The following is a 19,620-nucleotide window of genomic DNA, read 5'->3' as shown; positions in this document are numbered from 1 at the left end:
GGATAGCAACATGAGCAAAGAATGGCCTTTGTGGGAAGTTTTCATCCGCAGCCAGCACGGCCTGGCGCACAAGCATGTAGGCAGCCTGCACGCTTCCGACGCCGCGATGGCGGTCAACCATGCGCGCGACGTCTACACGCGCCGCAATGAAGGCGTGAGCATCTGGGTGGTGCGCGCGGCCGATATCGTCGCCAGCAGCCCCGGCGACAAGGGCGCCCTGTTCGAACCGTCGAACAGCAAGGTGTACCGCCATCCCACCTTCTTCCCGATGCCGGAAGAAGTCAAGAACCTGTGATGGGAGCGCCTGCAATGGATGACAAGGTCAACTACCTTTTGCGCCTGGGCGACAACGCCCTGATCCTCAGCCAGCAGCTGTCGCAGCTGTGCGGCAAGGGACCGGCGCTGGAAGAAGACATGGCGCTGACCAACGTGGCGCTCGATCTGTTGGGCCAGACGCGCTTGTGGTTCAGCTATGCGGCGGAACTGGAAAACGCGGGCCGCGACGAGGACGACATCGCCTTCTTGCGCGACGCCCACGATTTCAAGAACTGCCTGCTGGTCGAACAGCCGAACGGCAATTACGCCGACACCATGATGCGCCAGTTCTTCTTCGACAGCTGGCACTACTTCCAGCTGCTGGAACTGACGAAATCGACGGATGGTCGCATCGTCGATGTGGCGCAAAAGTCGATCAAGGAAGTGACGTATCACCTGCGCCGCAGCGGTGACCTGATCGTGCGCCTCGGCGACGGCACGGCGGACAGCCATGCGAAAACGCAGGCGGCCGCCGACAAGCTGTGGATGTACACGGGCGAGATGTTCAAGTACGACGCCGTCGACCAGGCCATGGTCGCCGCCGGCATCGCGCCGCCATCGGACGTGCTGCGCCGGGCCTTCCTCGAGCACGTGGCCGAGATCTTCGCCGAAGCGACATTGACCATGCCGGCGCCCGACGCGTGGATGCAAAAGGGCGGCAAGCAGGGCACGCACACGGAACACCTGGGTTTTATTCTGGCCGAGATGCAGTTCCTGCAGCGCGCCTATCCCGGGGCGGAGTGGTAATGAACACGGCTACGGCAGCGCTGGACGCGGCCCAGGTCTGGGCCTGGCTCGGCGATGTGCCGGACCCGGAAATCCCCGTCATTTCGGTGGTGGACCTGGGCATCGTGCGCGCCGTCGAAGTGACGGATGGCGATGCCTGCATCGTGACGATCACGCCCACGTATTCGGGATGTCCGGCCATGCAAGTGATCGCCGACGCCGTCACCGATGCCTTGCGCAGCCATGGCGTGACCAGGGTGACGCTGGTAAACCAGCTGGCGCCCGCCTGGACCACGGACTGGATGAGCGAGACGGGCAAGGCCAAGCTGAAAGGCTACGGCATCGCGCCGCCGCAGCAGCAGGTGATCGACATCAGCGGCTTGCGTGGTGGCGTGAAACGGCAACCGATGCCCAAGCTGGACGTGATCTGCCCGAATTGCGGTTCCACGCATACGCAGCTGACCAGCCAGTTCGGCTCCACGCCGTGCAAGGCCCTGTACAAATGCCTGGCTTGCCGCGAACCGTTTGACTACTTCAAGTGCCACTAAAAAAATCAGGCACACGTTCCGAAGAAACTGGAGATGAAGCATGAGTAAATTTTATCCGCTGCGCGTAGCGAACGTGCGCAACGAAACACGCGACACCATCGCCGTCACGTTCGACGTGCCGTCTGAACTGCAGCAGCAGTTCCGCTTCCAGCAGGGCCAGCACCTGACCCTGCGCGCCAACATCAACGCGGAATACGTGCGCCGTTCGTACTCGATCTGTTCGGCGGTGCAGGACGGCACCCTGCGCGTGGCCATCAAGCGCACGCCCGGCGGCGCTTTCTCCACCTGGGCCAACGACACCCTGAAAGCCGGCGCCACCATCGAGGTGATGCCGCCCATGGGCCACTTCAACGTGCCGCTCGACTGCGTCAACCGCAAGCACTACCTGGCATTCGCGGCCGGCAGCGGTATCACGCCCATCCTCTCCATCATCAAGACGACCCTGCTGACGGAACCCCTGAGCCGCTTCACCCTGTTCTACGGCAACCGCGCCTCGTCCTCCGTCATCTTCAAGGAAGAATTGACGGACCTGAAGGATGTGTACCTGGAGCGCCTGAACCTCGTCTACGTGATGAGCCGCGAGCAGCAGGACATCGAATTGTTCAACGGCCGCATCACGCAGGAAAAATGCGAGCAGTTCCTGCAGCACTGGATCAAAGTCGAAGACTACGACAACGCGTTTATTTGCGGCCCGGAAGACATGATGCTCGGCGTGTCCGCTGCCCTGCAGGCGGCCGGCATGCCCAAGCAGAATATCAAGATCGAACTGTTCGCCGCCAGCATCCCGAAAAACGCCCACAAGCCGCGCGCCCAGCTGGCTGCGGATGCCGTGCAGGAAACGGAAGTGACCGTCATCATGGATGGCAACCACACCACGTTCATGATGGACAAGGACAAGGAGTCCATCCTCGACGCGGGCCTGCGTCAGGGCATCGACATGCGCTACTCGTGCAAGGGCGGCGTATGCTCGACCTGCCGCTGCAAGATCCTCGACGGCAAGGTCGAGATGGACGTCAACTACGCGCTGGAAGACTACGAAGTGGCGCGCGGCTTCGTCCTCAGTTGCCAGAGTTTTCCGCTGACCGACAAGGTCGTCGTCGACTTCGATCAGGCAGAATAAAAGCCGGGGTCAGACCCGCCGGGTCTGACCCCAGATTTCCGCTGCGGGCCAATAAATAAAAATAGCGAGATGCCATGACCTACCAAAACATCCTCTTCACCATCGAGCAGGGTATCGCGACGCTCACCCTGAACCGTCCCGACAAGCTCAATAGCTTTACGCAAGCCATGCACGAGGAAGTGCGCGACGCGATTGCGCAAGTGAACGCCGACAGCACCGTGCGCGTCTTCGTGCTGACGGGCGCGGGCCGTGGTTTTTGCGCGGGCCAGGACTTGTCCGACCGCGCCGTGGAACCCGGTTCGAAGGGCGTGGACCTGGGCGAATCGGTGGAAAAGAACTACGCGCCGCTGGTGCTGGCCTTGAAAGCCCTGGCTATGCCCGTGATCTGCGCCGTCAACGGCGTGGCTGCCGGCGCGGGCGCCAACCTGGCGCTGGCCTGCGACATCGTCATCGCCGGCAAGTCGGCCAGCTTCGTGGAAGTGTTCTGCAAGCTGGGCCTGATCCCGGACACGGGCGGCACCTTCTTCCTGCCGCGTCTGATCGGTTCCGCGCGCGCCATGGGACTGGCCATGCTCGGCGAAAAACTGACGGCGGAAAAGGCCGAGGACTGGGGTTTGATCTGGAAATGCGTGGATGACGCGCAGCTGGCGGAAGAGACGCGCAAGCTGGCCGTGCACTTTTCCACGGCACCGACCAAGGGCCTGGCGTACACCAAGCAGGCGCTGGCTCTCAGTGGCGCCAATACCCTGCCGCAGCAGCTTGCGCTGGAAGCGCGCATGATGAGCGATCTCGGTAACAGCGACGATTACCGCGAAGGCGTGGCCGCCTTCATGGAAAAACGCACACCGCAATTCAAGGGACATTGATATGGCAGCTTTGGACAACAACAGTATCGTCGCCGTCATCGGCAGCGGCGCCATGGGCGCCGGCATCGCGCAGGTGGCCGCTGCCGCCGGCTATAGAGTCAAACTGTACGACACGCGCGCGGAAGCGGTGAGCAAGGCTTTGCTTGATATCGGCAAGATGTATGCGAAGCTGGCCGAGAAGGGCCGCATGACGTTGGACGAAGCCACGGCCGCCACCGCGCGCCTGCAGGCGGCCGGCAGCCTGGCCGATGTGAGTGATTGCGCCCTGGTGGTGGAAGCCATCGTGGAAAACCTCGACGTCAAGCGCGGCCTGTTCGCCGAACTCGAAGCGTTAGTCAGCGACGACTGCATCCTGGCGACGAATACCTCGTCGATCTCCGTCACGGCCATCGCCGCCAAGCTGCGCCGGCCGGAACGCCTGGTCGGCATGCATTTCTTTAATCCCGTGCCCCTGATGGCGCTGGTGGAAGTGATCAGTGGCCTGGCCACCAGCGAGCAGGTCGCTGCCACCTTGTATGACACGTCCATCGCCTGGGGCAAGAAGCCCGTGCATGCGAAATCGACACCGGGCTTCATCGTCAACCGGGTCGCCCGTCCGTTTTATGCGGAAGGCTGGCGCCTGTTGAACGAGCAGGCGGGCGACCCCGCCACCATCGACGCCGTGCTGCGCGAAGCGGGCGGCTTCCGCATGGGGCCATTCGAGCTGATGGACCTGATCGGCCACGACGTGAATTTCTCCGTCACGCAATCCGTGTTCGGCGCCTACTTCAACGACCCGCGCTTCACGCCATCCGTGCTGCAGCAGGAAATGGTCAACGCGGGATTCCTTGGCCGCAAATCGGGCCGAGGCTTTTATCTGTACGGCGAAGGCGCGGCTGCACCCGTGGCGCAGGCGGAAAGCGCGCAAGCGGCCCCGGAATTCGTCGCCCTGTCGGCCGCCATCGGCGGCGATGGCCGTGGCCACAGCGGCATCATCCGCAGCCTGGTGCAGCGGCTGGAGCAGGCGGGCGTCACCGTCAGCCGCCGCGTCATGCAGGAAGGCCAGGCGCATGACGAGGCGCCGGCCCTGCATTGCCATGGCGCCGCGATCTATCTGACCGATGGGCGCAGCGCCACCCAGCGCGCGCACGACAACCAGCATCCGGACACGGTGCTGTTCGACCTGGCGCTCGATTACGCCAGTGCAAAGCGCATCGCCGTGGCCCGTGCCGACCAGTGCAGCGACGACGCCTACGCGGCCGTCGTCGGCCTGTTCCAGGCAGCCGGTTTCACCGTCACGCGCCTGGACGACGTGCCTGGCCTGGCCGTCATGCGCACCGTCGCCATGCTGGCCAACGAGGCGGCCGACGCCGTCAACCAGGGCGTGTGCACGGCGGATGCCGTCGATATCGCCATGCAGAAGGGCGTCAATTATCCGCGCGGACCGCTGGCCTGGGCCGATGCGGTCGGCGTTCAACAGATCGTGACCGTGCTGCACCACCTGGCGCAAGGCTATGGCGAAGACCGCTACAGGGTCTCGCCGCTGCTGCGCCGCAAACTCGCCAATGGAGCACCGTTTCATGCATAAGGAAGACCATATTCACGCTGCTCAGGCTTTGGCCGAAGCGGCTGCCGCCTCCATGCTGTCGCGCGATAACGCCACCGCCGCCATGGGCATCGCCCTGGCCGACGTGGGTCCCGGCCATGCGCGCATGACGATGACGGTGCGCGCCGACATGCTCAATGGCCACCAGACCTGCCACGGCGGTTTCATTTTTGCCCTGGCCGACAGCGCCTTCGCCTTCGCCTGCAACAGCTACAACATGAATACCGTGGGTGCCGGCTGCACCATCGACTACCTGGCGCCGGGCCGCGAAGGCGACGTGCTGACGGCGCACGCCGTCGAACAGGCGCTGGCGGGCAAGAGCGGCGTCTATGACGTCAAGGTCAGCAACCAGGAAGGCCGCGCCGTCGCGCTCTTCCGGGGCAAGTCGATCCGCGTGGCGGGCGAAGTCATACAAGAGCAGGCTTGAACTGCCGGAACTGTTTTAGATTTTTTTTAAGATTAAAAACGCCTCGACAAAACCGTCGCGAGCGGAAGTGAGTTGTGGCCGAGAAGCGCAACTGTGCTGTGGCACAGTGAGCATCGCAGGCCGCAAATCACGACGCGCAGCAGGTTTGGTCAGGCGTTACTAGAGGAGACAATGATGGTCCAACGTACGCCTTCCCCGAATGACCTCGAGCCGATCGAGCGCGCCAGCAAGGATGAACTGCAGGCGCTGCAGCTCGAACGCATGAAATGGACGCTCAAGCACGCTTATGACAACGTGCCCCATTACCGTGCCGCTTTTGACGAAGCGGGCGTGCATCCGGACGATCTCAAATCCTTGTCCGATCTTTCCAAATTCCCGTTCACGGACAAAAAAGTCTTGCGCGACAATTACCCGTTCGGCCTGTTTGCCGTGCCGCGCGAGCAGGTGGTGCGCATCCACGCCTCGAGCGGCACCACGGGCAAGGCCACGGTGGTCGGCTACACGCAGAACGACATCGACACCTGGGCCAACGTGGTGGCGCGCTCGATCCGCGCCGGCGGGGGCCGCGCGGGCGACATGGTGCATATCTCGTATGGCTACGGCCTGTTCACGGGCGGCCTGGGCGCGCATTACGGCGCCGAGCGCCTCGGCTGCACGGTCATCCCGATGTCCGGCGGCCAGACGGAAAAGCAGGTGCAGCTGATCCAGGATTTCAAGCCGTCCATCATCATGGTCACGCCATCGTACATGCTCAACATCATCGAGGAATTCACGCGCCAGGGCCTGGACCCGGCCGAATCGTCGCTGAAGGTGGGCATCTTCGGCGCCGAACCGTGGACGGACGCCATGCGTTCGGAAATCGAAGCGCGCGCCGGCATCGACGCCGTCGACATCTACGGTCTGTCCGAAGTGATGGGGCCTGGCGTGGCGTCCGAATGCATCGAGAGCAAGGACGGTCCCGTCATATGGGAAGACCATTTTTACCCCGAGATCATCGATCCGGAAACGGGCGAAGTGCTGCCGGACGGCGAAGAGGGCGAACTGGTGTTTACCTCCTTGTCGAAAGAGGCGCTGCCCATCATCCGCTACCGCACGCGCGACCTGACCCGCTTGCTGCCGCCGACGTCGCGCTCGATGCGCCGCATCGGCAAGATCACGGGCCGCTCCGACGACATGCTGATCATTCGCGGCGTGAACGTCTTCCCCACGCAGATCGAAGAGCTGATCCTCAAAATGCCGAAGCTGGCGCCGCAGTACCAGCTGGTCGTCACGCGCGACGGCCACCTCGACAAGCTCGAAGTGATCGCCGAGCTGCGCATCGACCTGACGGCCACCCTCTCGGCGAGCGAAACGGACGCCCTGGCGCGCGAGCTGGAGCACCGCATCAAGACGCACGTGGGCGTGAGCACGCGCGTGCGCCTGGTGGCCGCCGCCGGCATCGAACGCACGCTGACGGGCAAGGCCCGCCGCGTGGTCGACCAGCGCCCGAAGATTTTCTCCTGATAGCCCGAACAAGGAAGCAAACATGAACGAAGCCTTTATCTGTGACGCCGTGCGCACCCCGTTTGGCCGTTATGGCGGCGCGCTGTCCAGCGTGCGCGCCGACGACCTGGGCGCGCTGCCGATCGCCGCGCTGATCGCCCGCAACCCGTCCGTCGACTGGTCCGCCATCGACGACGTGTTCTACGGCTGCGCCAACCAGGCGGGCGAAGACAACCGCAACGTGGGCCGCATGGCCGCGCTGCTGGCGGGCTTGCCGGCGGCAGTGCCGGCCAATACCATCAACCGCCTGTGCGGCTCCAGCCTGGACGCCGTGGGCATGGCCGCCCGCTCGATCAAGGCGGGCGAGGCGGAACTGATCATCGCCGGCGGCGTGGAAAGCATGACGCGCGCACCGTTCGTGATGGGCAAGGCCGACAGCGCGTTCTCGCGCGCGGCGAAAATCGAAGACACGACCCTGGGCTGGCGCTTCGTCAACGGCAAAATGAAGGCGCAGTACGGCATCGACACCATGCCGGAAACGGCGGAAAACGTGGCCGTGGAATTTGGCATCAGCCGCGCCGACCAGGACGCGCTGGCCTTGCGCAGCCAGCAGCGCTGGGCCGCCGCCAACGCGGCCGGCGTGTTCGATCGCGAAATCGTGCCCGTCGCCGTGCCGCAAAAAAAGGGCGAGCCGAAGATGGTGACGATGGATGAACATCCGCGTCCGGACACCTCGCTGGAAATGCTGGCGAAACTGAAAGGCGTGGTGAAGGCGGATGGCACGGTCACGGCCGGCAATGCCTCGGGCTTGAACGACGGCGCCTGCGCGATCTTGCTCGCGTCCGCCGCCGCCGTGGATAAATACAAATTGACGCCGCGCGCAAAAGTGCTGGGCATGGCCACGGCGGGCCTGGCGCCGCGCATCATGGGCTTTGGTCCCTCGCCGGCCTCGCGCAAGGTACTGGCGCAGACCGGCCTCACCATTGAGCAGATGGACGTGATCGAACTCAATGAAGCGTTTGCTGCACAGGCGCTGGCCGTCACGCGCGACCTGGGCCTGGCCGACGATGCGGCCCACGTGAACCCGAATGGCGGCGCGATTGCCATCGGCCATCCGCTGGGCGCATCGGGCGCGCGCCTGGTGATGGCCGCGCTGAACCAGCTGGAACGCACGGGCGGGCGCTATGCGCTGTGCACCATGTGCATCGGCGTGGGGCAGGGTATTGCTGTCGTCATTGAACGCGTATAAAAAAGTAAAACAACAAAAAAGGCGCAGGCTTGCAAAAAAGCGCCAACCATAATTGACCGTAGTGCCAACCTGGTGGAGACCATAATGATTGCCAATATCTTCAAGAAAACCCTGATCGCCGGCGTGCTGGCCATGACTGCCGCGGGTGCGTACGCGGCCGACAACATCAAGATCGGTTCCGTGCTGTCCGTCACGGGCCCGGCCGCCTTTCTGGGCGACCCGGAACTGAAAACCCTGCAGCTGTATATCGAGAAAATCAATGCGGCCGGCGGCGTGCTGGGACGCAAGCTGGAACTCGTGCATTACGACGACGGCAGCGATGCGGCCAAGGCCAACGGTTTTACCAAGCGCCTGATCGAGTCGGACAAGGTCGACGTGCTGATCGGCGGCACCACCACCGGCGCGACGATGGCGATGGCGCCGCTGGTGGAGCGCGCCAGCATGCCGTTCATCTCGCTGGCGGGCGCCGTGGTCATCATCGATCCGGTCAAGAAATGGGTCTTCAAGACGCCGCATACGGACCGCATGGCGGCCGAGAAGGTGTTCGAGGACATGAAGAAGCGCGGCATCAGCAAGGTGGGCCTGCTGTCGGAAACGAGCGGCTTCGGCGCCTCGGGCCGCAAGGAGTCGCAGATCGTCGCCTCGAAGTATGGCATCACCCTGGTGGCCGATGAAACCTACGGCCCGAAAGACACGGACATCACGGCGCAGCTCACGCGCATCAAGAATACGGCTGGCGTGCAGGCCGTCTTCGTCTTCGGCCTGGGCCAGGGCCCGGCGGTCGTGACGAAGAACTACGGCCAGCTGGGCATGGCCGCGCTGCCGCTGTACCAGTCGCATGGCGTGGCGTCGGACGAATACCTGAAGCTGTCGGGCAAGGCTGCCGAAGGCGTGCGTCTGCCGACGCCGGCCCTCTTGATCGGCGCCATGCTGCCCGACAGCGACGCGCAGAAGGCAGTCGTCGTCGGCTACGACAAGACGTATAAAGAGCGCTACAAGATCGATCCGTCGACCTTTGGCGGCTATGCGCTCGACGCCCTGAACCTGTCGGTGGACGCCATCAAGCGCGCCGGCGGCACGGACCGCGAAAAAGTGCGCACGGCGCTGGAACAGACCAAGGGTTTTGTCGGCACCACCGGCGTGTTCAACATGTCGGCCAAAGACCACATGGGTCTGGACCTGTCGGCTTTCCGCATGGTGGAAGTGAAGAACGGCGAGTGGCAATTGTCGAAGTGATGTAAGCCAGAGTACCTGCGCGAGGCCGCCCTCGAAGGCTGCCCGCGCATAGCCGAACATAATGGAGACACCATGGAAGTCGCTCAATTTCTACAATTTCTGTATTCCGGGATGACGGTCGGTTCCGCCTACGCGCTGGCGGCGCTGGGCTTTACCATCATCTACAACACCAGCGGCGTGATCAATTTCGCGCAAGGCGAATTCATCATGCTGGGCGGGATGCTGGCCGCCGTGATGTCGGCCGCCGGCGTGCCGCTGCCGCTGGCCATCATCCTGGCCGTCATCGCCACCGGCATCGTTGGCCTGTTGATGGAAAAAGCGGTGATCGAACCGGCGCAAAACGCGCAGGTCATCACCCTCTTGATCATTACCATCGGCGCTTCGCTCGTGTTGCGCGGTCTCGTGCAAATCTGGCTGGGCAAGGATACGCACTCGCTGCCGGCCTTTTCCGGCGACGCGCCGATCGAATTTCTGGGCGCCAGCCTGCTGCCGCAAAGCCTGTGGGTGCTGGGCGTGACGGTCGTCATCGTGCTGGTGCTGGGCTGGTTCTTCGGCCGCACGCTGATGGGCAAGGCCATGCTGGCCACCTCGCACAACAAGCTGGCTGCGCAACTGGTGGGCATCAACACGCGCAAGGTCCTGCTGTTCTCGTTCGGCCTGTCGGCCCTGCTGGGCGCGGCGGGCGGCATCCTCGTCGCACCGATCACGTATACCTCGTATGACGCGGGCATCATGCTGGGCCTGAAAGGTTTTGTCGCCGCCGTCCTCGGCGGCCTCGGTGGCGGCGCGGGCGCCATTGCCGGCGGCCTGATCCTCGGCATCGCCGAAGCCATGACGGCCGGCTACATCTCGTCGGCCTACAAGGATGCGGTCCCGTTCGTGCTGATTCTGTTGATCCTGTTCTTCCTGCCGCAAGGCTTGTTTGGCGCTAAAAATTCGGAGCGTGTATGAAGAATTTCCTTACCCGCTCGCGCCATGGCGGCTTGCTCTTGCTGGCCCTGGTGCTGGCCATTTTGCCGCTGTTCCTCAGCAATGCGTTCTACTATGACGTGGCGATCCGCATCGCGCTGAACGCCATCGTCGTCATCGGCCTGAACCTCTTGATGGGCTATACGGGCCAGATCAGCCTCGGTCACGCGGGCTTCTATGGCCTGGGCGCGTATGCGTCGGCCGTGCTGACCACGCATTATGGCTGGCCGCCGCTGGCCGCCCTGGCCGCCGGCGCCGTCGCCACGGGCCTGCTGGCGCTGCTGCTGGCGCGTCCCGTACTGAAACTCAAGGGCCATACCCTGGCCATGGCGACGCTGGGACTGGGCATCATCATTTCCATCGTCATCAACAACGAGACGCAATGGACGGGCGGTCCGGACGGCATCGGCGTCTCCGCCTTCAGTGTCGCCGGCCTGGAAATCGCCGGCGAAAAATCATGGTACCTGGTGTGCGCCGTGCTGCTGTTGCTGGTCACGTGGCTGGCCCTGAACCTCATCGATTCGCCCGTCGGCCGCGCGCTGCAGGCCATCCACGGTTCGGAAGTGGCGGCCCGCGTGGTCGGCGTCGATACGACGCGCTTCAAGGTGCGCGTGTTCGTGCTGTCGGCGGTGATTGCCAGCATCGCGGGCAGCATCAGCGCCCATTACATCGGTTTCATCACGCCCAACCTGGCCGGCTTCTTCCACTCGATCGAGCTGGTGACGATGGTGGTGGTGGGCGGCATGGCGTCGATCTTCGGTTCCATCATCGGCGCCGCGCTGCTGACGGTCTTGCCGCAACTGCTGTCCAGTTTTGAAGGCTGGGAAACGGTGGTGTTCGGCGTGATCCTGATGGCGACCATGATCTTCATGCCCAAGGGCCTGGTGCCGAGCTTGGCCAGCCGTTCGCGCAAGCGTTCTGCCACGCCGAAAGCACCGCCTCAATCTGCACGGGAGGTGTGAGATGCTGACGATTAACAACCTGAGCAAGAGCTTCGGCGGCGTGCATGCGGTGCAGGACGTGAGCTTTACCGTCAAGGAAGGCAATATCCACTCCGTGATCGGGCCGAACGGCGCCGGCAAGACGACCCTGTTCAACCTGATCACCGGTGTCTATACGCCGACCAAAGGCGAGATCCTGCTCAATGGCGAGAACGTGGCCGCCATGTCGCCCGATGCGCTGGCGCGGCGCGGCATGAGCCGCACTTTCCAGAATCTGCAGGTGTGCATGAACATGACGGCCATCGACAATGTGATGGTGGGCGCGCACCTGCGCCTGAACCAGAACCTGTTTGCATCCATGCTGCGTTTGCCGTCCGTGCGTCGCGCCGATGCGGCTTGCCGCGACGAGGCGGCGGGCCTGATGGAATTTGTCGGCGTGGGCCGGCATATCGATGACGAGGCGGGGCAGATGTCGTATGGCGCCTTGAAGCGCCTGGAAATCGCCCGTGCGCTGGCGGCCAAGCCGAAGGTGCTGCTGCTCGATGAGCCGGCCGCAGGTCTGAATCATACCGAGACGGGCGAGATCGAAGCCCTGATCCGCAAGGTGGCGCAATCGGGCGTGACGGTGGTGCTGGTCGAGCATGACATGAAACTGGTGATGAATCTGTCGGACCATATCCTGGTGCTCGACTATGGCAAGAAGTTGGCCGAAGGGACCGCCGCCGAAGTGCGCGCCAATCCCGACGTGGTGGCGGCATACCTGGGAGTGGCGGCATGATGAAGATGGAAAAACCTCAGACACCGCTGGTGCTCGATATCGCCGGCCTGACCAGCCATTACGGCCGCATCCAGGCCCTGCACGGCATCGACCTGCAGGTGCGCCAGGGCCAGCTGGTGGCGCTGGTGGGCGCCAATGGCGCCGGCAAGACGACCTTGCTGCGGGCGATCTCCGGCGTGCAGCCGATCAGCGCCGGCAGCATCGCCTTCGCCGGCCAGGACGTGAGCCGCATGAGCGCCGACAAGCGCGTGCGCGCCGGCATCTGCCAGGTGCCGGAAGGGCGGCAAGTGTTCGGCCCCATGACGGTGGAAGACAATCTGCGCCTGGGCGCGTTTACACGCCCCGCACAGGACGTGGCGGGCGACATGGAGCGCATGTACGGCCTGTTTCCGATCCTGAAGGAAAAGCGCCTGCTGCTGGCCGGCACGCTCTCCGGAGGACAGCAGCAGATGCTGGCCATGGCGCGCGCGCTGATGGGCCGCCCGCAACTGCTGCTGCTCGATGAACCGAGCATGGGCCTGGCGCCGCTCCTGATCGCGGAAATCTTCCGCATCGTGGCCGAGCTGCGCGACCAGGGCATCACCATCTTCCTCGTCGAGCAGAACGCGCATGCGGCCTTGTCGATCGCGGACGTGGGCTATGTGATCGAGACGGGCGCGATTACCCTGTCCGGTCCCGGCCCCGAATTGCTGCACAACGAGCAGGTACAAAGCGCGTACCTGGGTATGTGAAGACAGCAGCGGAGGGCCGGGGTCAGACCCGCCGGGTTTGACCCCAGTTTTCCGCTGCGTCTAGTAATAGCGTGCATGGCGCGCAGATGAATAGGAGTTTGCATGGTCAAAGTCTACGAAATCAACGGCGTCACCCCCGTCGTCCACCCCAGCGCCTATGTGCACCCATCGGCCGTGCTGATCGGCGACGTGATCGTCGGTCCGCGCTGCTATATCGGTCCGCTCGCTTCGATTCGCGGCGACTTCGGCCGATTGATCCTGGAAGAGGGGGCGAACCTGCAGGACACCTGCGTCATGCACGGCTTCCCCGGCTGCGACACGGTAGTCGAAGTCGATGGCCATATCGGCCATGGCGCCGTGCTGCACGGCTGCCGCATCGGCCGCAATGCGCTCGTCGGCATGAACGCCGTGGTGATGGACAACGCCGTCATCGGCGAGGAATCCATCGTCGCCGCCATGAGTTTCGTCAAGGCGGGCATGGTCGTCGCACCGCGCAGCATGGTCGTGGGCACGCCCGCCAAGGTGATCCGCACGCTGACCGACGATGAAATCAAATGGAAAAGCTCGGGCACGGGCCAGTACCACGAACTGGCCGTGCGCTCCATGCAGACGATGCGCGAAGTGGAGGCGCTGACGCAAGTCGAGGCGAACCGCCAGCGCCTCAATTTCGAATCGGCCTTGCCGCTGCATTTGCACAAGAACGCCACGGCGCAATAAACCATATGAGCGTAGGTCGGATTAGCGGGGCAGCGCCCCGCGTCATCCGACACCACCACCAACGTCACCAACACCCTCGTTTTACGGAGAAACCACATGGCTCACATATCCACCCTGCAAAGCCTGATCGCCGGCCGCTGGCTGGGCGAAAGCGCCGCCGTGCCCCTGCACAGTGCCTTGAACAACCGCGTCATCTATCATACGCATGCGGAAAAGATCGACTTCGACGAAGCCGTCACGTATGCGCGCAAGACGGGCGTGCCGGGCCTGATGGCGCTCGATTTCCAGCAGCGCGCCGCGCGCCTGAAGGCGCTGGCCCAGTACCTGGTCGAGCGCAAGGAAGAACTGTATGCGATCTCGCACCTGTCGGGCGCCACGCGCGCCGACAGCTGGGTCGACATCGAAGGCGGCACGGGCACCCTGTTCGCCTACGCCAGCATGGGCAGCAACGAGCTGCCGTCGTCGAACGTGCTGCACGAAGGCCCGGCCATCGCGCTCGGTAAAAAAGGCGGTTTCGCCGGCACGCACATCCTGGTGCCGCGCGGCGGCCTGGCCGTGCACATCAACGCCTTCAACTTCCCCATCTGGGGTCTGCTGGAAAAATTCGCGCCCAGCTTCCTGGCGGCCATGCCCTGCATCGCCAAGCCGGCCACGGCGACCAGCTATCTGACGCAGGCCGTCGTGCGCATGATGCATGAATCGGGCTTGCTGCCGGCCGGCAGCTTGCAGCTGGTGATCGGTTCCACGGGCGACTTGCTGGACCGCCTGAATGGCCAGGATTTCGTCACGTTTACAGGATCGGCCGCCACGGCCGCCAAGCTGCGCACGAATTCCAACCTGATCGCCCAGTCCGTGCCTTTCAACGGCGAAGCCGATTCGCTCAATTGCGCTATCCTGGCACCGGACGTCACGCCCGACGACGTGGAATTCGACCTGTTCGTCAAGGAAGTCGTGCGCGAAATGACGGGCAAGTCGGGCCAGAAGTGCACGGCGATCCGCCGCATCATCGTGCCCGAGCACCTGATGGACGCCGTCGGCTCGCGCCTGCGCGAGCGCCTGGCCAAGGTGGTGGTGGGCGACCCGTCCATCGAAGGCGTGCGCATGGGCGCGCTGGCGTCGAAAGAGCAGCAAAACGACGTGGCCGAACGGGTCGCCACCCTGTCGCAGGGTAATGAAGTGGTGTTCGGCGCGGCCGACGGATTCAATCCGCTCGGCGATGGCGCGCAGGACGGCAGCTTCTTCTCGCCGACCCTGCTGATGTGCCGCGATGCCTTCGGCAACGATGCCGTGCATGACGTGGAAGCGTTCGGCCCCGTCAGCACCATGATGGGCTACCACGATATCGACGAGGCGCTGGCCCTGGCCGCGCGCGGCAAGGGCAGCCTGGTGAGCACCCTGGTGACGCGCGATCCGAAGATCGCCGCGCGCGTGGTGCCGCAAGTGGCGGCCACGCATGGCCGCGTGCACGTGCTCGAGCGCGTGGCTTCCGTCGATTCGACGGGCCATGGCTCGCCCCTGCCGCAACTGAAGCACGGCGGCCCTGGCCGCGCGGGCGGCGGCGAGGAACTGGGCGGCGTGCGCGCCGTGCGCCATTACCTGCAACGGGCGGCCGTGCAAGGCTCGCCGACCATGCTGGCGGCGATCACCGGCGAATACGTGCGCGGCGCGGACGTCAACGAAAGCCCGATCCACCCGTTCCGCAAGCACTTCGAGGACTTGAAGACGGGCGACTCGCTGCTCACGCACCGCCGCACGGTCAGCGAAGCGGACATCGTCGCCTTCGGCGGCATCTCGGGCGACTTCTTCTACATGCACTTCGATGAAATCGCCGCGAAGGAATCGCAGTTCGGCAAGCGCATCGCCCACGGCTACTTCGTGCTGTCGGCCGCCGCCGGTCTGTTCGTCTCGCCTGGCGTCGGTCCCGTGCTGGCCAACTACGGTCTGGACAACCTGCGCTTCGTCGCGCCGGTGGCGATTGGCGACACCATCCGCGCGCGCCTCACGTGCAAGCGCAAGGTCGACCGCAACCGCAAGGACGTGTTTGGCGTGGGCCAGGGCGTGGTCGCGTGGGACGTGCAGGTGACCAACCAGAACGAGGAACTGGTGGCCAGCTATGACATCCTGACCCTGGTCTCCAAGCGCGAGTAAGTCCGAGAGTAAGCGTCTCCGGCAGGACCGGTGTGAATGGCGCCACCCGCGAACTTCGCGCGGGTGGCGCTTTTTTTATGGGGGTTCTTTTGCTCTTGAATTATCCATAAGTGTATGAAAAATATAGGCTAAGTGTGGTTTTGCACAGCGTGCTATTTAGATAAACCCCTCTAGAACGCGTGCTTTTTTCATCAAAAGCGGCGAATTCGCTCATTGCCGCAAGAAAACTTTCCAACGTAAAACCTTTTCTATGTAGCATGGTTTTACTCACTGGTCACGCCGCCATGCACGCCCAAGGCGATGGTGGCGCGAAAAAAAACGGACCCGGCCTTTTGCGGCTGGTGAACCCTCGACCGCGAGTTCCATTCCACGATTAACGTTCACCGCTACGGGTATTTAATTACTATGAATAAACACGTCCTGATTTTCCTGTTGGCCATGCCCCTGGCCATCAGCCATGCCTACGCCGAAGAGGCCGTTGGTCCCGCCGTCAAGATCAGCGGTTACGGCACGGCCGCCCTGACCATGGCCGATACGGACAACGCGCAGTTCGCGCGCCCGAACCAGGCTGCCGGCGCCGGCCGCACCGCCCGCACGGGCGTCGATTCCAACCTGGGACTGCAGGCCAATGTCACCGTCAACCCGTGGCTGTCGGCCACCGTGCAGGGCCTGGCGCGCAAGGATGGCGAAGATGATGTCGGCGCCGAACTGGCGTGGGCCTTCGCCAAGGCCAAGGTATCGGACAGCTTCAGCGTGCGCGTCGGCCGCATGGGCCTGCCCGTCTTCATGATTTCCGATTATCGCAACGTGGGCTATGCCAACACCATGCTGCGCCCGCCCGGCGAAATGTATTCGCAGGTACCGCTGAACAGCATCGACGGCATCGACGCCACCTACCAGTTCAGCGCGGGCGATACCAGCATCACCACGCAGCTGGCGCTGGGTCGCACCAAGGCCACCCTGGCCACGGGTCCCGCTTCGACCGTGCAGGTGGAGGGCAAGTCCATCGTCGCCCTCAACGTGGTGGCCGAGCATGGCCCCGTCACCGTGCGCTTCGGCCGGGCCGAGACCAGGTTGACGATCAACGATTCGCCGAGCCTGAACACCCTGATGGGCAGCTTGCGCGCGGCCGGCAGCGGCTACCGGATCGCCCAGCTGGGCGCCCTGGCCGATGCGCTGGAAGTCAAGGACAAGAAGGCGTCGTTTACCTCCGTAGGCCTGGGCCTGGACTGGAACAATGTGCTGCTGCAGTCGGAATATGCGAAGCGCAAGACGGACAGCTATGTCAGCGACAGCACCTCGTGGTATGTGATGGGCGGCTACCGCATCGGTGCCTTCCTGCCCTACTACAGCCACGCCAGCCTGAAGGCCGATGGCCGCGTGAACAACACCGTGCCCGCATCCTGCCCTGCCGGCTATCCGGCCGCCTGTACGCCGACCCTGCGCGCCCTGTCGGCCGGCGTCGAGACTCTGGCCACCATGCGCAACCAGCTCGAGCAATCGACGGACAGCATCGGCGTGCGCTGGGACTTCCACCGTTCGGCCGCGCTGAAAGTGCAGATCGACCGCATCAAGCCGAAGAATGGCCCTGGCCTGTTCGTGCAAGCCAAGCCGGGCTTCCATGGTCCCGTCACGGTGGCTGCCGCCGCCATCGATTTCGTTTTCTGAGGAGCGCCGCATGAAACCATTGATCTTGAATGTGGCTGCCTTGCTGGCGCTGTCGACCGCCGTTCCCGCCATGGCCGAAGTGGTCGTGGTGGTCAATCCGAAAAGCGCCGCTGGCGCCATGACGAATGAACAGGTGGCGCAATTCTTCCTCGGTAAATCGACGGCCATGACGCCGATCGACCAGCCGGAAAGCGCCCCCGTGCGCGCCGAGTTCTACAAGAAGGTGACGGACAAGGAACCCTCGCAAGCGAAGGCCCTGTGGTCCAAGCTGGTCTTCACGGGCAAGGCCACCTTGCCGAAGGAAGTGGCCAATAGCGCCGACGTGAAGAAGGCCGTCGCGGCCGATCCGAAAGCCATCGGCTATATCGAAAAGAGTGCCGTCGACGGCACCGTCAAAGTGGTGCTGACGGCGCCATAAAGCCGGTTCGGGCCGCGCGCCATGCGGCGGCCCGATAAATCATCCACATCAGGAGACAGCAATGAGCATCAAACGCAAGATATGGGCGCTGCCTGTCGTCTCGGCCGTGATTTTCGGGCTGGGACTGGCCGTCAGCGCCTACCTGTCCACGGCCACGCTCAATTCCATCCACGCCACGGAAAGCGCGGACTATCCCGTGCTTGACATGGCCAAGTCGCTGACCCTGGACGTGGCCGCCGTCGGCGACGCCCTGCGCGACGCCGTCAGCGAAGGCGACAAGGAACGTATCGGGCAAGTCGCCGGCCAGGCCGTCAAGCTGCGCGAAAAACTGGCCGCCTTTGCTGCGATCCCCGGCCAGCGCGAGCACGGCGCGCGGCTGGCCAGCGAATTCGATGCCTACTATGCGCCGGCCCTGAGCGCGGCGCGCATCATGCTGGAAATGGAAGAGGGCGACCCGCAAGCGACCGTGGCGCGCATGCAGGGCGCGCTGGCGGTGCTCAATGCCGACCTGGCAAAGACCAACGAACAGGCGCAAGCGCAGTTCAGGCAGGGCATAGAACGCAGCGCGGCCAATGTGCGCAATGCGCTCAATACCAGCATCGCCGTGGCGCTGGCCGTCATCGTTTGCCTGGTGGCCGTGTCGCATTTCGTCGTGCGCGCCATCTGGCAGCAGCTGGGCGGCGAACCCGAATATGCGCGCCAGATCGCGCGCGCCGTGGCCGATGGCGACCTGTCGATGCACATCGTGACCGAGGCGGGCGACCAGGACAGCCTGCTGGCGGCGCTGAAGGACATGCGCGCCAAGCTTGGCGGCATGGTCTCCGATATCAAGGCGTCGGCCGAAACCATCCAGGTGGCCAGCGCGGAAATCGCCCAGGGCAATGCGGACCTGGCCGCGCGCACGGAATCGCAGGCGGGTAGCCTGGACCAGACGGCGCGCAGCATGGACAGCCTGACTTCCACCGTGCGCGACAACGCCGCCAACGCGGGCCAGGCGCATGCGCTGGTGGTGTCGGCATCGTCGGTTGCCGTGAAGGGCGGGCAGGTGGTCACCACCATGGGCGAGATCAACGATGCATCGAAACGCATCGTCGACATCATCGGCGTCATCGACGGCATCGCCTTCCAGACGAACATCCTGGCCTTGAATGCGGCCGTGGAAGCGGCGCGCGCCGGCGAACAGGGGCGTGGTTTTGCCGTAGTGGCGTCCGAAGTGCGCAACCTCGCGCAGCGCAGCGCGGCGGCGGCGCGCGAGATCAAGCAACTGATCGGCGATTCGGTGGCCAGGGTGAATGTCGGCTCGAAGCTGGTGGACGAGGCGGGTCTGACCATGGGCCAGATCGTCGATTCCGTGAAAAAGGTGGCCGACATCATGGCCGAGATCAGTGCCGCGAGCCAGGCGCAGAGTGCCGGCATCGGCGATATCGGCGTGGCCATCGGCAGCATGGATCAGATGACGCAGCAGAATTCCGCGCTGGTGGAAGAAGCGTCGGCGGCGGCTGAATCGCTGCAGGAACAGGCCGTGCAGCTGGGCACGGCGCTGGCCGTGTTCAAGCTGGCGCAGGGTGCTGTGTCGGATTACGCGCTGCGCGCTAATCCGACCTACCAGGTATTGGCGGTGTAGGTTGGATTAGCGCAGCGTAATCCAACACAGCGGTGTAGGTTGGATTAGCGCAGCGTAATCCAACACAGGAGC

General features: G+C 64.0%; 19 protein-coding genes. All 19 read left to right on the top strand.

What is annotated here, in order from left to right; all coding sequences use genetic code 11:
• Window positions 1-10 precede the first annotated feature (10 nt).
• The 19 genes from paaB (at window position 11) to AC3RCG_RS25375 (ending at window position 19,548) form a co-directional block, all read left to right on the top strand.
• On the top strand, window positions 11-295 hold the full coding sequence (gene paaB, locus AC3RCG_RS25465; RefSeq protein ID WP_070224239.1) for a 1,2-phenylacetyl-CoA epoxidase subunit PaaB: 285 nt from the start codon (window positions 11-13) through the stop codon (window positions 293-295).
• A gap of 14 nt (window positions 296-309) precedes the next feature.
• Window positions 310-1,062 (top strand): 1,2-phenylacetyl-CoA epoxidase subunit PaaC, encoded by a 753-nt coding sequence (gene paaC / locus AC3RCG_RS25460; protein ID WP_070224240.1) that lies wholly within the window; start codon window positions 310-312, stop codon window positions 1,060-1,062.
• Window positions 1,062-1,589: a 1,2-phenylacetyl-CoA epoxidase subunit PaaD gene (gene paaD / locus AC3RCG_RS25455; protein ID WP_492402285.1), complete on the top strand. Its 528-nt coding sequence runs from the start codon at window positions 1,062-1,064 to the stop codon at window positions 1,587-1,589. Before paaC ends, paaD begins: the two co-directional genes overlap by 1 nt.
• Before the next feature lie 40 nt (window positions 1,590-1,629).
• Window positions 1,630-2,709: a 1,2-phenylacetyl-CoA epoxidase subunit PaaE gene (gene paaE, locus AC3RCG_RS25450; protein ID WP_492402286.1), complete on the top strand. Its 1,080-nt coding sequence runs from the start codon at window positions 1,630-1,632 to the stop codon at window positions 2,707-2,709.
• 74 nt (window positions 2,710-2,783) lie between these two features.
• Entirely contained in the window at window positions 2,784-3,575 is a 792-nt protein-coding gene (gene paaG, locus AC3RCG_RS25445; protein WP_070224243.1) for a 2-(1,2-epoxy-1,2-dihydrophenyl)acetyl-CoA isomerase PaaG, read from the top strand.
• 1 nt (window position 3,576) lies between these two features.
• Complete coding sequence (gene paaH / locus AC3RCG_RS25440) at window positions 3,577-5,142, top strand: 3-hydroxyacyl-CoA dehydrogenase PaaH (protein WP_492402287.1); 1,566 nt, start codon at window positions 3,577-3,579, stop codon at window positions 5,140-5,142.
• Window positions 5,135-5,587, top strand: coding sequence for a hydroxyphenylacetyl-CoA thioesterase PaaI (gene paaI, locus AC3RCG_RS25435; RefSeq protein ID WP_070224245.1), 453 nt, complete (start codon window positions 5,135-5,137; stop codon window positions 5,585-5,587). The genes paaH and paaI overlap by 8 nt, the downstream gene beginning before the upstream one ends.
• Before the next feature lie 174 nt (window positions 5,588-5,761).
• The gene (gene paaK, locus AC3RCG_RS25430) at window positions 5,762-7,090 is read left to right on the top strand and encodes a phenylacetate--CoA ligase PaaK (RefSeq protein ID WP_070311615.1); all 1,329 of its coding nucleotides are present in this window, start codon (window positions 5,762-5,764) and stop codon (window positions 7,088-7,090) included.
• Window positions 7,091-7,112: 22 nt separating this feature from the next.
• On the top strand, window positions 7,113-8,318 hold the full coding sequence (gene pcaF, locus AC3RCG_RS25425) for a 3-oxoadipyl-CoA thiolase (RefSeq protein WP_070291034.1): 1,206 nt from the start codon (window positions 7,113-7,115) through the stop codon (window positions 8,316-8,318).
• Between the two features lie 84 nt (window positions 8,319-8,402).
• Window positions 8,403-9,554, top strand: coding sequence for an ABC transporter substrate-binding protein (locus tag AC3RCG_RS25420; RefSeq protein WP_230501986.1), 1,152 nt, complete (start codon window positions 8,403-8,405; stop codon window positions 9,552-9,554).
• Between the two features lie 72 nt (window positions 9,555-9,626).
• Window positions 9,627-10,505: a branched-chain amino acid ABC transporter permease gene (locus AC3RCG_RS25415; RefSeq protein ID WP_070224249.1), complete on the top strand. Its 879-nt coding sequence runs from the start codon at window positions 9,627-9,629 to the stop codon at window positions 10,503-10,505.
• Window positions 10,502-11,485: a branched-chain amino acid ABC transporter permease gene (locus tag AC3RCG_RS25410; protein ID WP_070224250.1), complete on the top strand. Its 984-nt coding sequence runs from the start codon at window positions 10,502-10,504 to the stop codon at window positions 11,483-11,485. The genes AC3RCG_RS25415 and AC3RCG_RS25410 overlap by 4 nt, the downstream gene beginning before the upstream one ends.
• A gap of 1 nt (window position 11,486) precedes the next feature.
• A complete protein-coding gene (locus AC3RCG_RS25405) occupies window positions 11,487-12,242 on the top strand; it encodes an ABC transporter ATP-binding protein (RefSeq protein ID WP_070311613.1) in 756 nt (251 codons plus the stop codon).
• Window positions 12,242-12,973: an ABC transporter ATP-binding protein gene (locus AC3RCG_RS25400; protein WP_070291038.1), complete on the top strand. Its 732-nt coding sequence runs from the start codon at window positions 12,242-12,244 to the stop codon at window positions 12,971-12,973. The genes AC3RCG_RS25405 and AC3RCG_RS25400 overlap by 1 nt, the downstream gene beginning before the upstream one ends.
• Before the next feature lie 102 nt (window positions 12,974-13,075).
• Window positions 13,076-13,690 (top strand): phenylacetic acid degradation protein PaaY, encoded by a 615-nt coding sequence (paaY, locus tag AC3RCG_RS25395; RefSeq protein ID WP_492402288.1) that lies wholly within the window; start codon window positions 13,076-13,078, stop codon window positions 13,688-13,690.
• 96 nt (window positions 13,691-13,786) lie between these two features.
• Window positions 13,787-15,838: a phenylacetic acid degradation bifunctional protein PaaZ gene (gene paaZ, locus AC3RCG_RS25390; protein ID WP_409027792.1), complete on the top strand. Its 2,052-nt coding sequence runs from the start codon at window positions 13,787-13,789 to the stop codon at window positions 15,836-15,838.
• Window positions 15,839-16,243: 405 nt separating this feature from the next.
• Entirely contained in the window at window positions 16,244-17,506 is a 1,263-nt protein-coding gene (locus tag AC3RCG_RS25385) for a hypothetical protein (protein WP_070291041.1), read from the top strand.
• Between the two features lie 10 nt (window positions 17,507-17,516).
• Complete coding sequence (locus AC3RCG_RS25380; protein WP_289917425.1) at window positions 17,517-17,924, top strand: type 2 periplasmic-binding domain-containing protein; 408 nt, start codon at window positions 17,517-17,519, stop codon at window positions 17,922-17,924.
• Window positions 17,925-17,985: 61 nt separating this feature from the next.
• Window positions 17,986-19,548, top strand: a complete 1,563-nt coding sequence (locus AC3RCG_RS25375; protein WP_492402289.1) for a methyl-accepting chemotaxis protein — start codon at window positions 17,986-17,988, stop codon at window positions 19,546-19,548.
• The last annotated feature ends 72 nt before the right edge of the window (window positions 19,549-19,620 follow it).

Source organism: Janthinobacterium sp. GW823-FHT01H08, from assembly GCF_058797855.1.
This window is presented reverse-complemented; position numbering and strand designations above follow the sequence as displayed.

Coding starts and splice junctions, on each gene's coding strand:
- paaB (WP_070224239.1), top strand. CDS start 11: ATGAGCAAAGAATGGCCTTTGTGGGAAGTTTTCATCCGCAGCCAGCAC.
- paaG (WP_070224243.1), top strand. CDS start 2,784: ATGACCTACCAAAACATCCTCTTCACCATCGAGCAGGGTATCGCGACG.
- paaK (WP_070311615.1), top strand. CDS start 5,762: ATGGTCCAACGTACGCCTTCCCCGAATGACCTCGAGCCGATCGAGCGC.
- AC3RCG_RS25410 (WP_070224250.1), top strand. CDS start 10,502: ATGAAGAATTTCCTTACCCGCTCGCGCCATGGCGGCTTGCTCTTGCTG.
- AC3RCG_RS25415 (WP_070224249.1), top strand. CDS start 9,627: ATGGAAGTCGCTCAATTTCTACAATTTCTGTATTCCGGGATGACGGTC.
- AC3RCG_RS25380 (WP_289917425.1), top strand. CDS start 17,517: ATGAAACCATTGATCTTGAATGTGGCTGCCTTGCTGGCGCTGTCGACC.
- pcaF (WP_070291034.1), top strand. CDS start 7,113: ATGAACGAAGCCTTTATCTGTGACGCCGTGCGCACCCCGTTTGGCCGT.
- paaY (WP_492402288.1), top strand. CDS start 13,076: ATGGTCAAAGTCTACGAAATCAACGGCGTCACCCCCGTCGTCCACCCC.
- AC3RCG_RS25385 (WP_070291041.1), top strand. CDS start 16,244: ATGAATAAACACGTCCTGATTTTCCTGTTGGCCATGCCCCTGGCCATC.
- paaH (WP_492402287.1), top strand. CDS start 3,577: ATGGCAGCTTTGGACAACAACAGTATCGTCGCCGTCATCGGCAGCGGC.
- AC3RCG_RS25400 (WP_070291038.1), top strand. CDS start 12,242: ATGAAGATGGAAAAACCTCAGACACCGCTGGTGCTCGATATCGCCGGC.
- paaE (WP_492402286.1), top strand. CDS start 1,630: ATGAGTAAATTTTATCCGCTGCGCGTAGCGAACGTGCGCAACGAAACA.
- paaD (WP_492402285.1), top strand. CDS start 1,062: ATGAACACGGCTACGGCAGCGCTGGACGCGGCCCAGGTCTGGGCCTGG.
- paaZ (WP_409027792.1), top strand. CDS start 13,787: ATGGCTCACATATCCACCCTGCAAAGCCTGATCGCCGGCCGCTGGCTG.
- AC3RCG_RS25375 (WP_492402289.1), top strand. CDS start 17,986: ATGAGCATCAAACGCAAGATATGGGCGCTGCCTGTCGTCTCGGCCGTG.
- paaC (WP_070224240.1), top strand. CDS start 310: ATGGATGACAAGGTCAACTACCTTTTGCGCCTGGGCGACAACGCCCTG.
- paaI (WP_070224245.1), top strand. CDS start 5,135: ATGCATAAGGAAGACCATATTCACGCTGCTCAGGCTTTGGCCGAAGCG.
- AC3RCG_RS25420 (WP_230501986.1), top strand. CDS start 8,403: ATGATTGCCAATATCTTCAAGAAAACCCTGATCGCCGGCGTGCTGGCC.
- AC3RCG_RS25405 (WP_070311613.1), top strand. CDS start 11,487: ATGCTGACGATTAACAACCTGAGCAAGAGCTTCGGCGGCGTGCATGCG.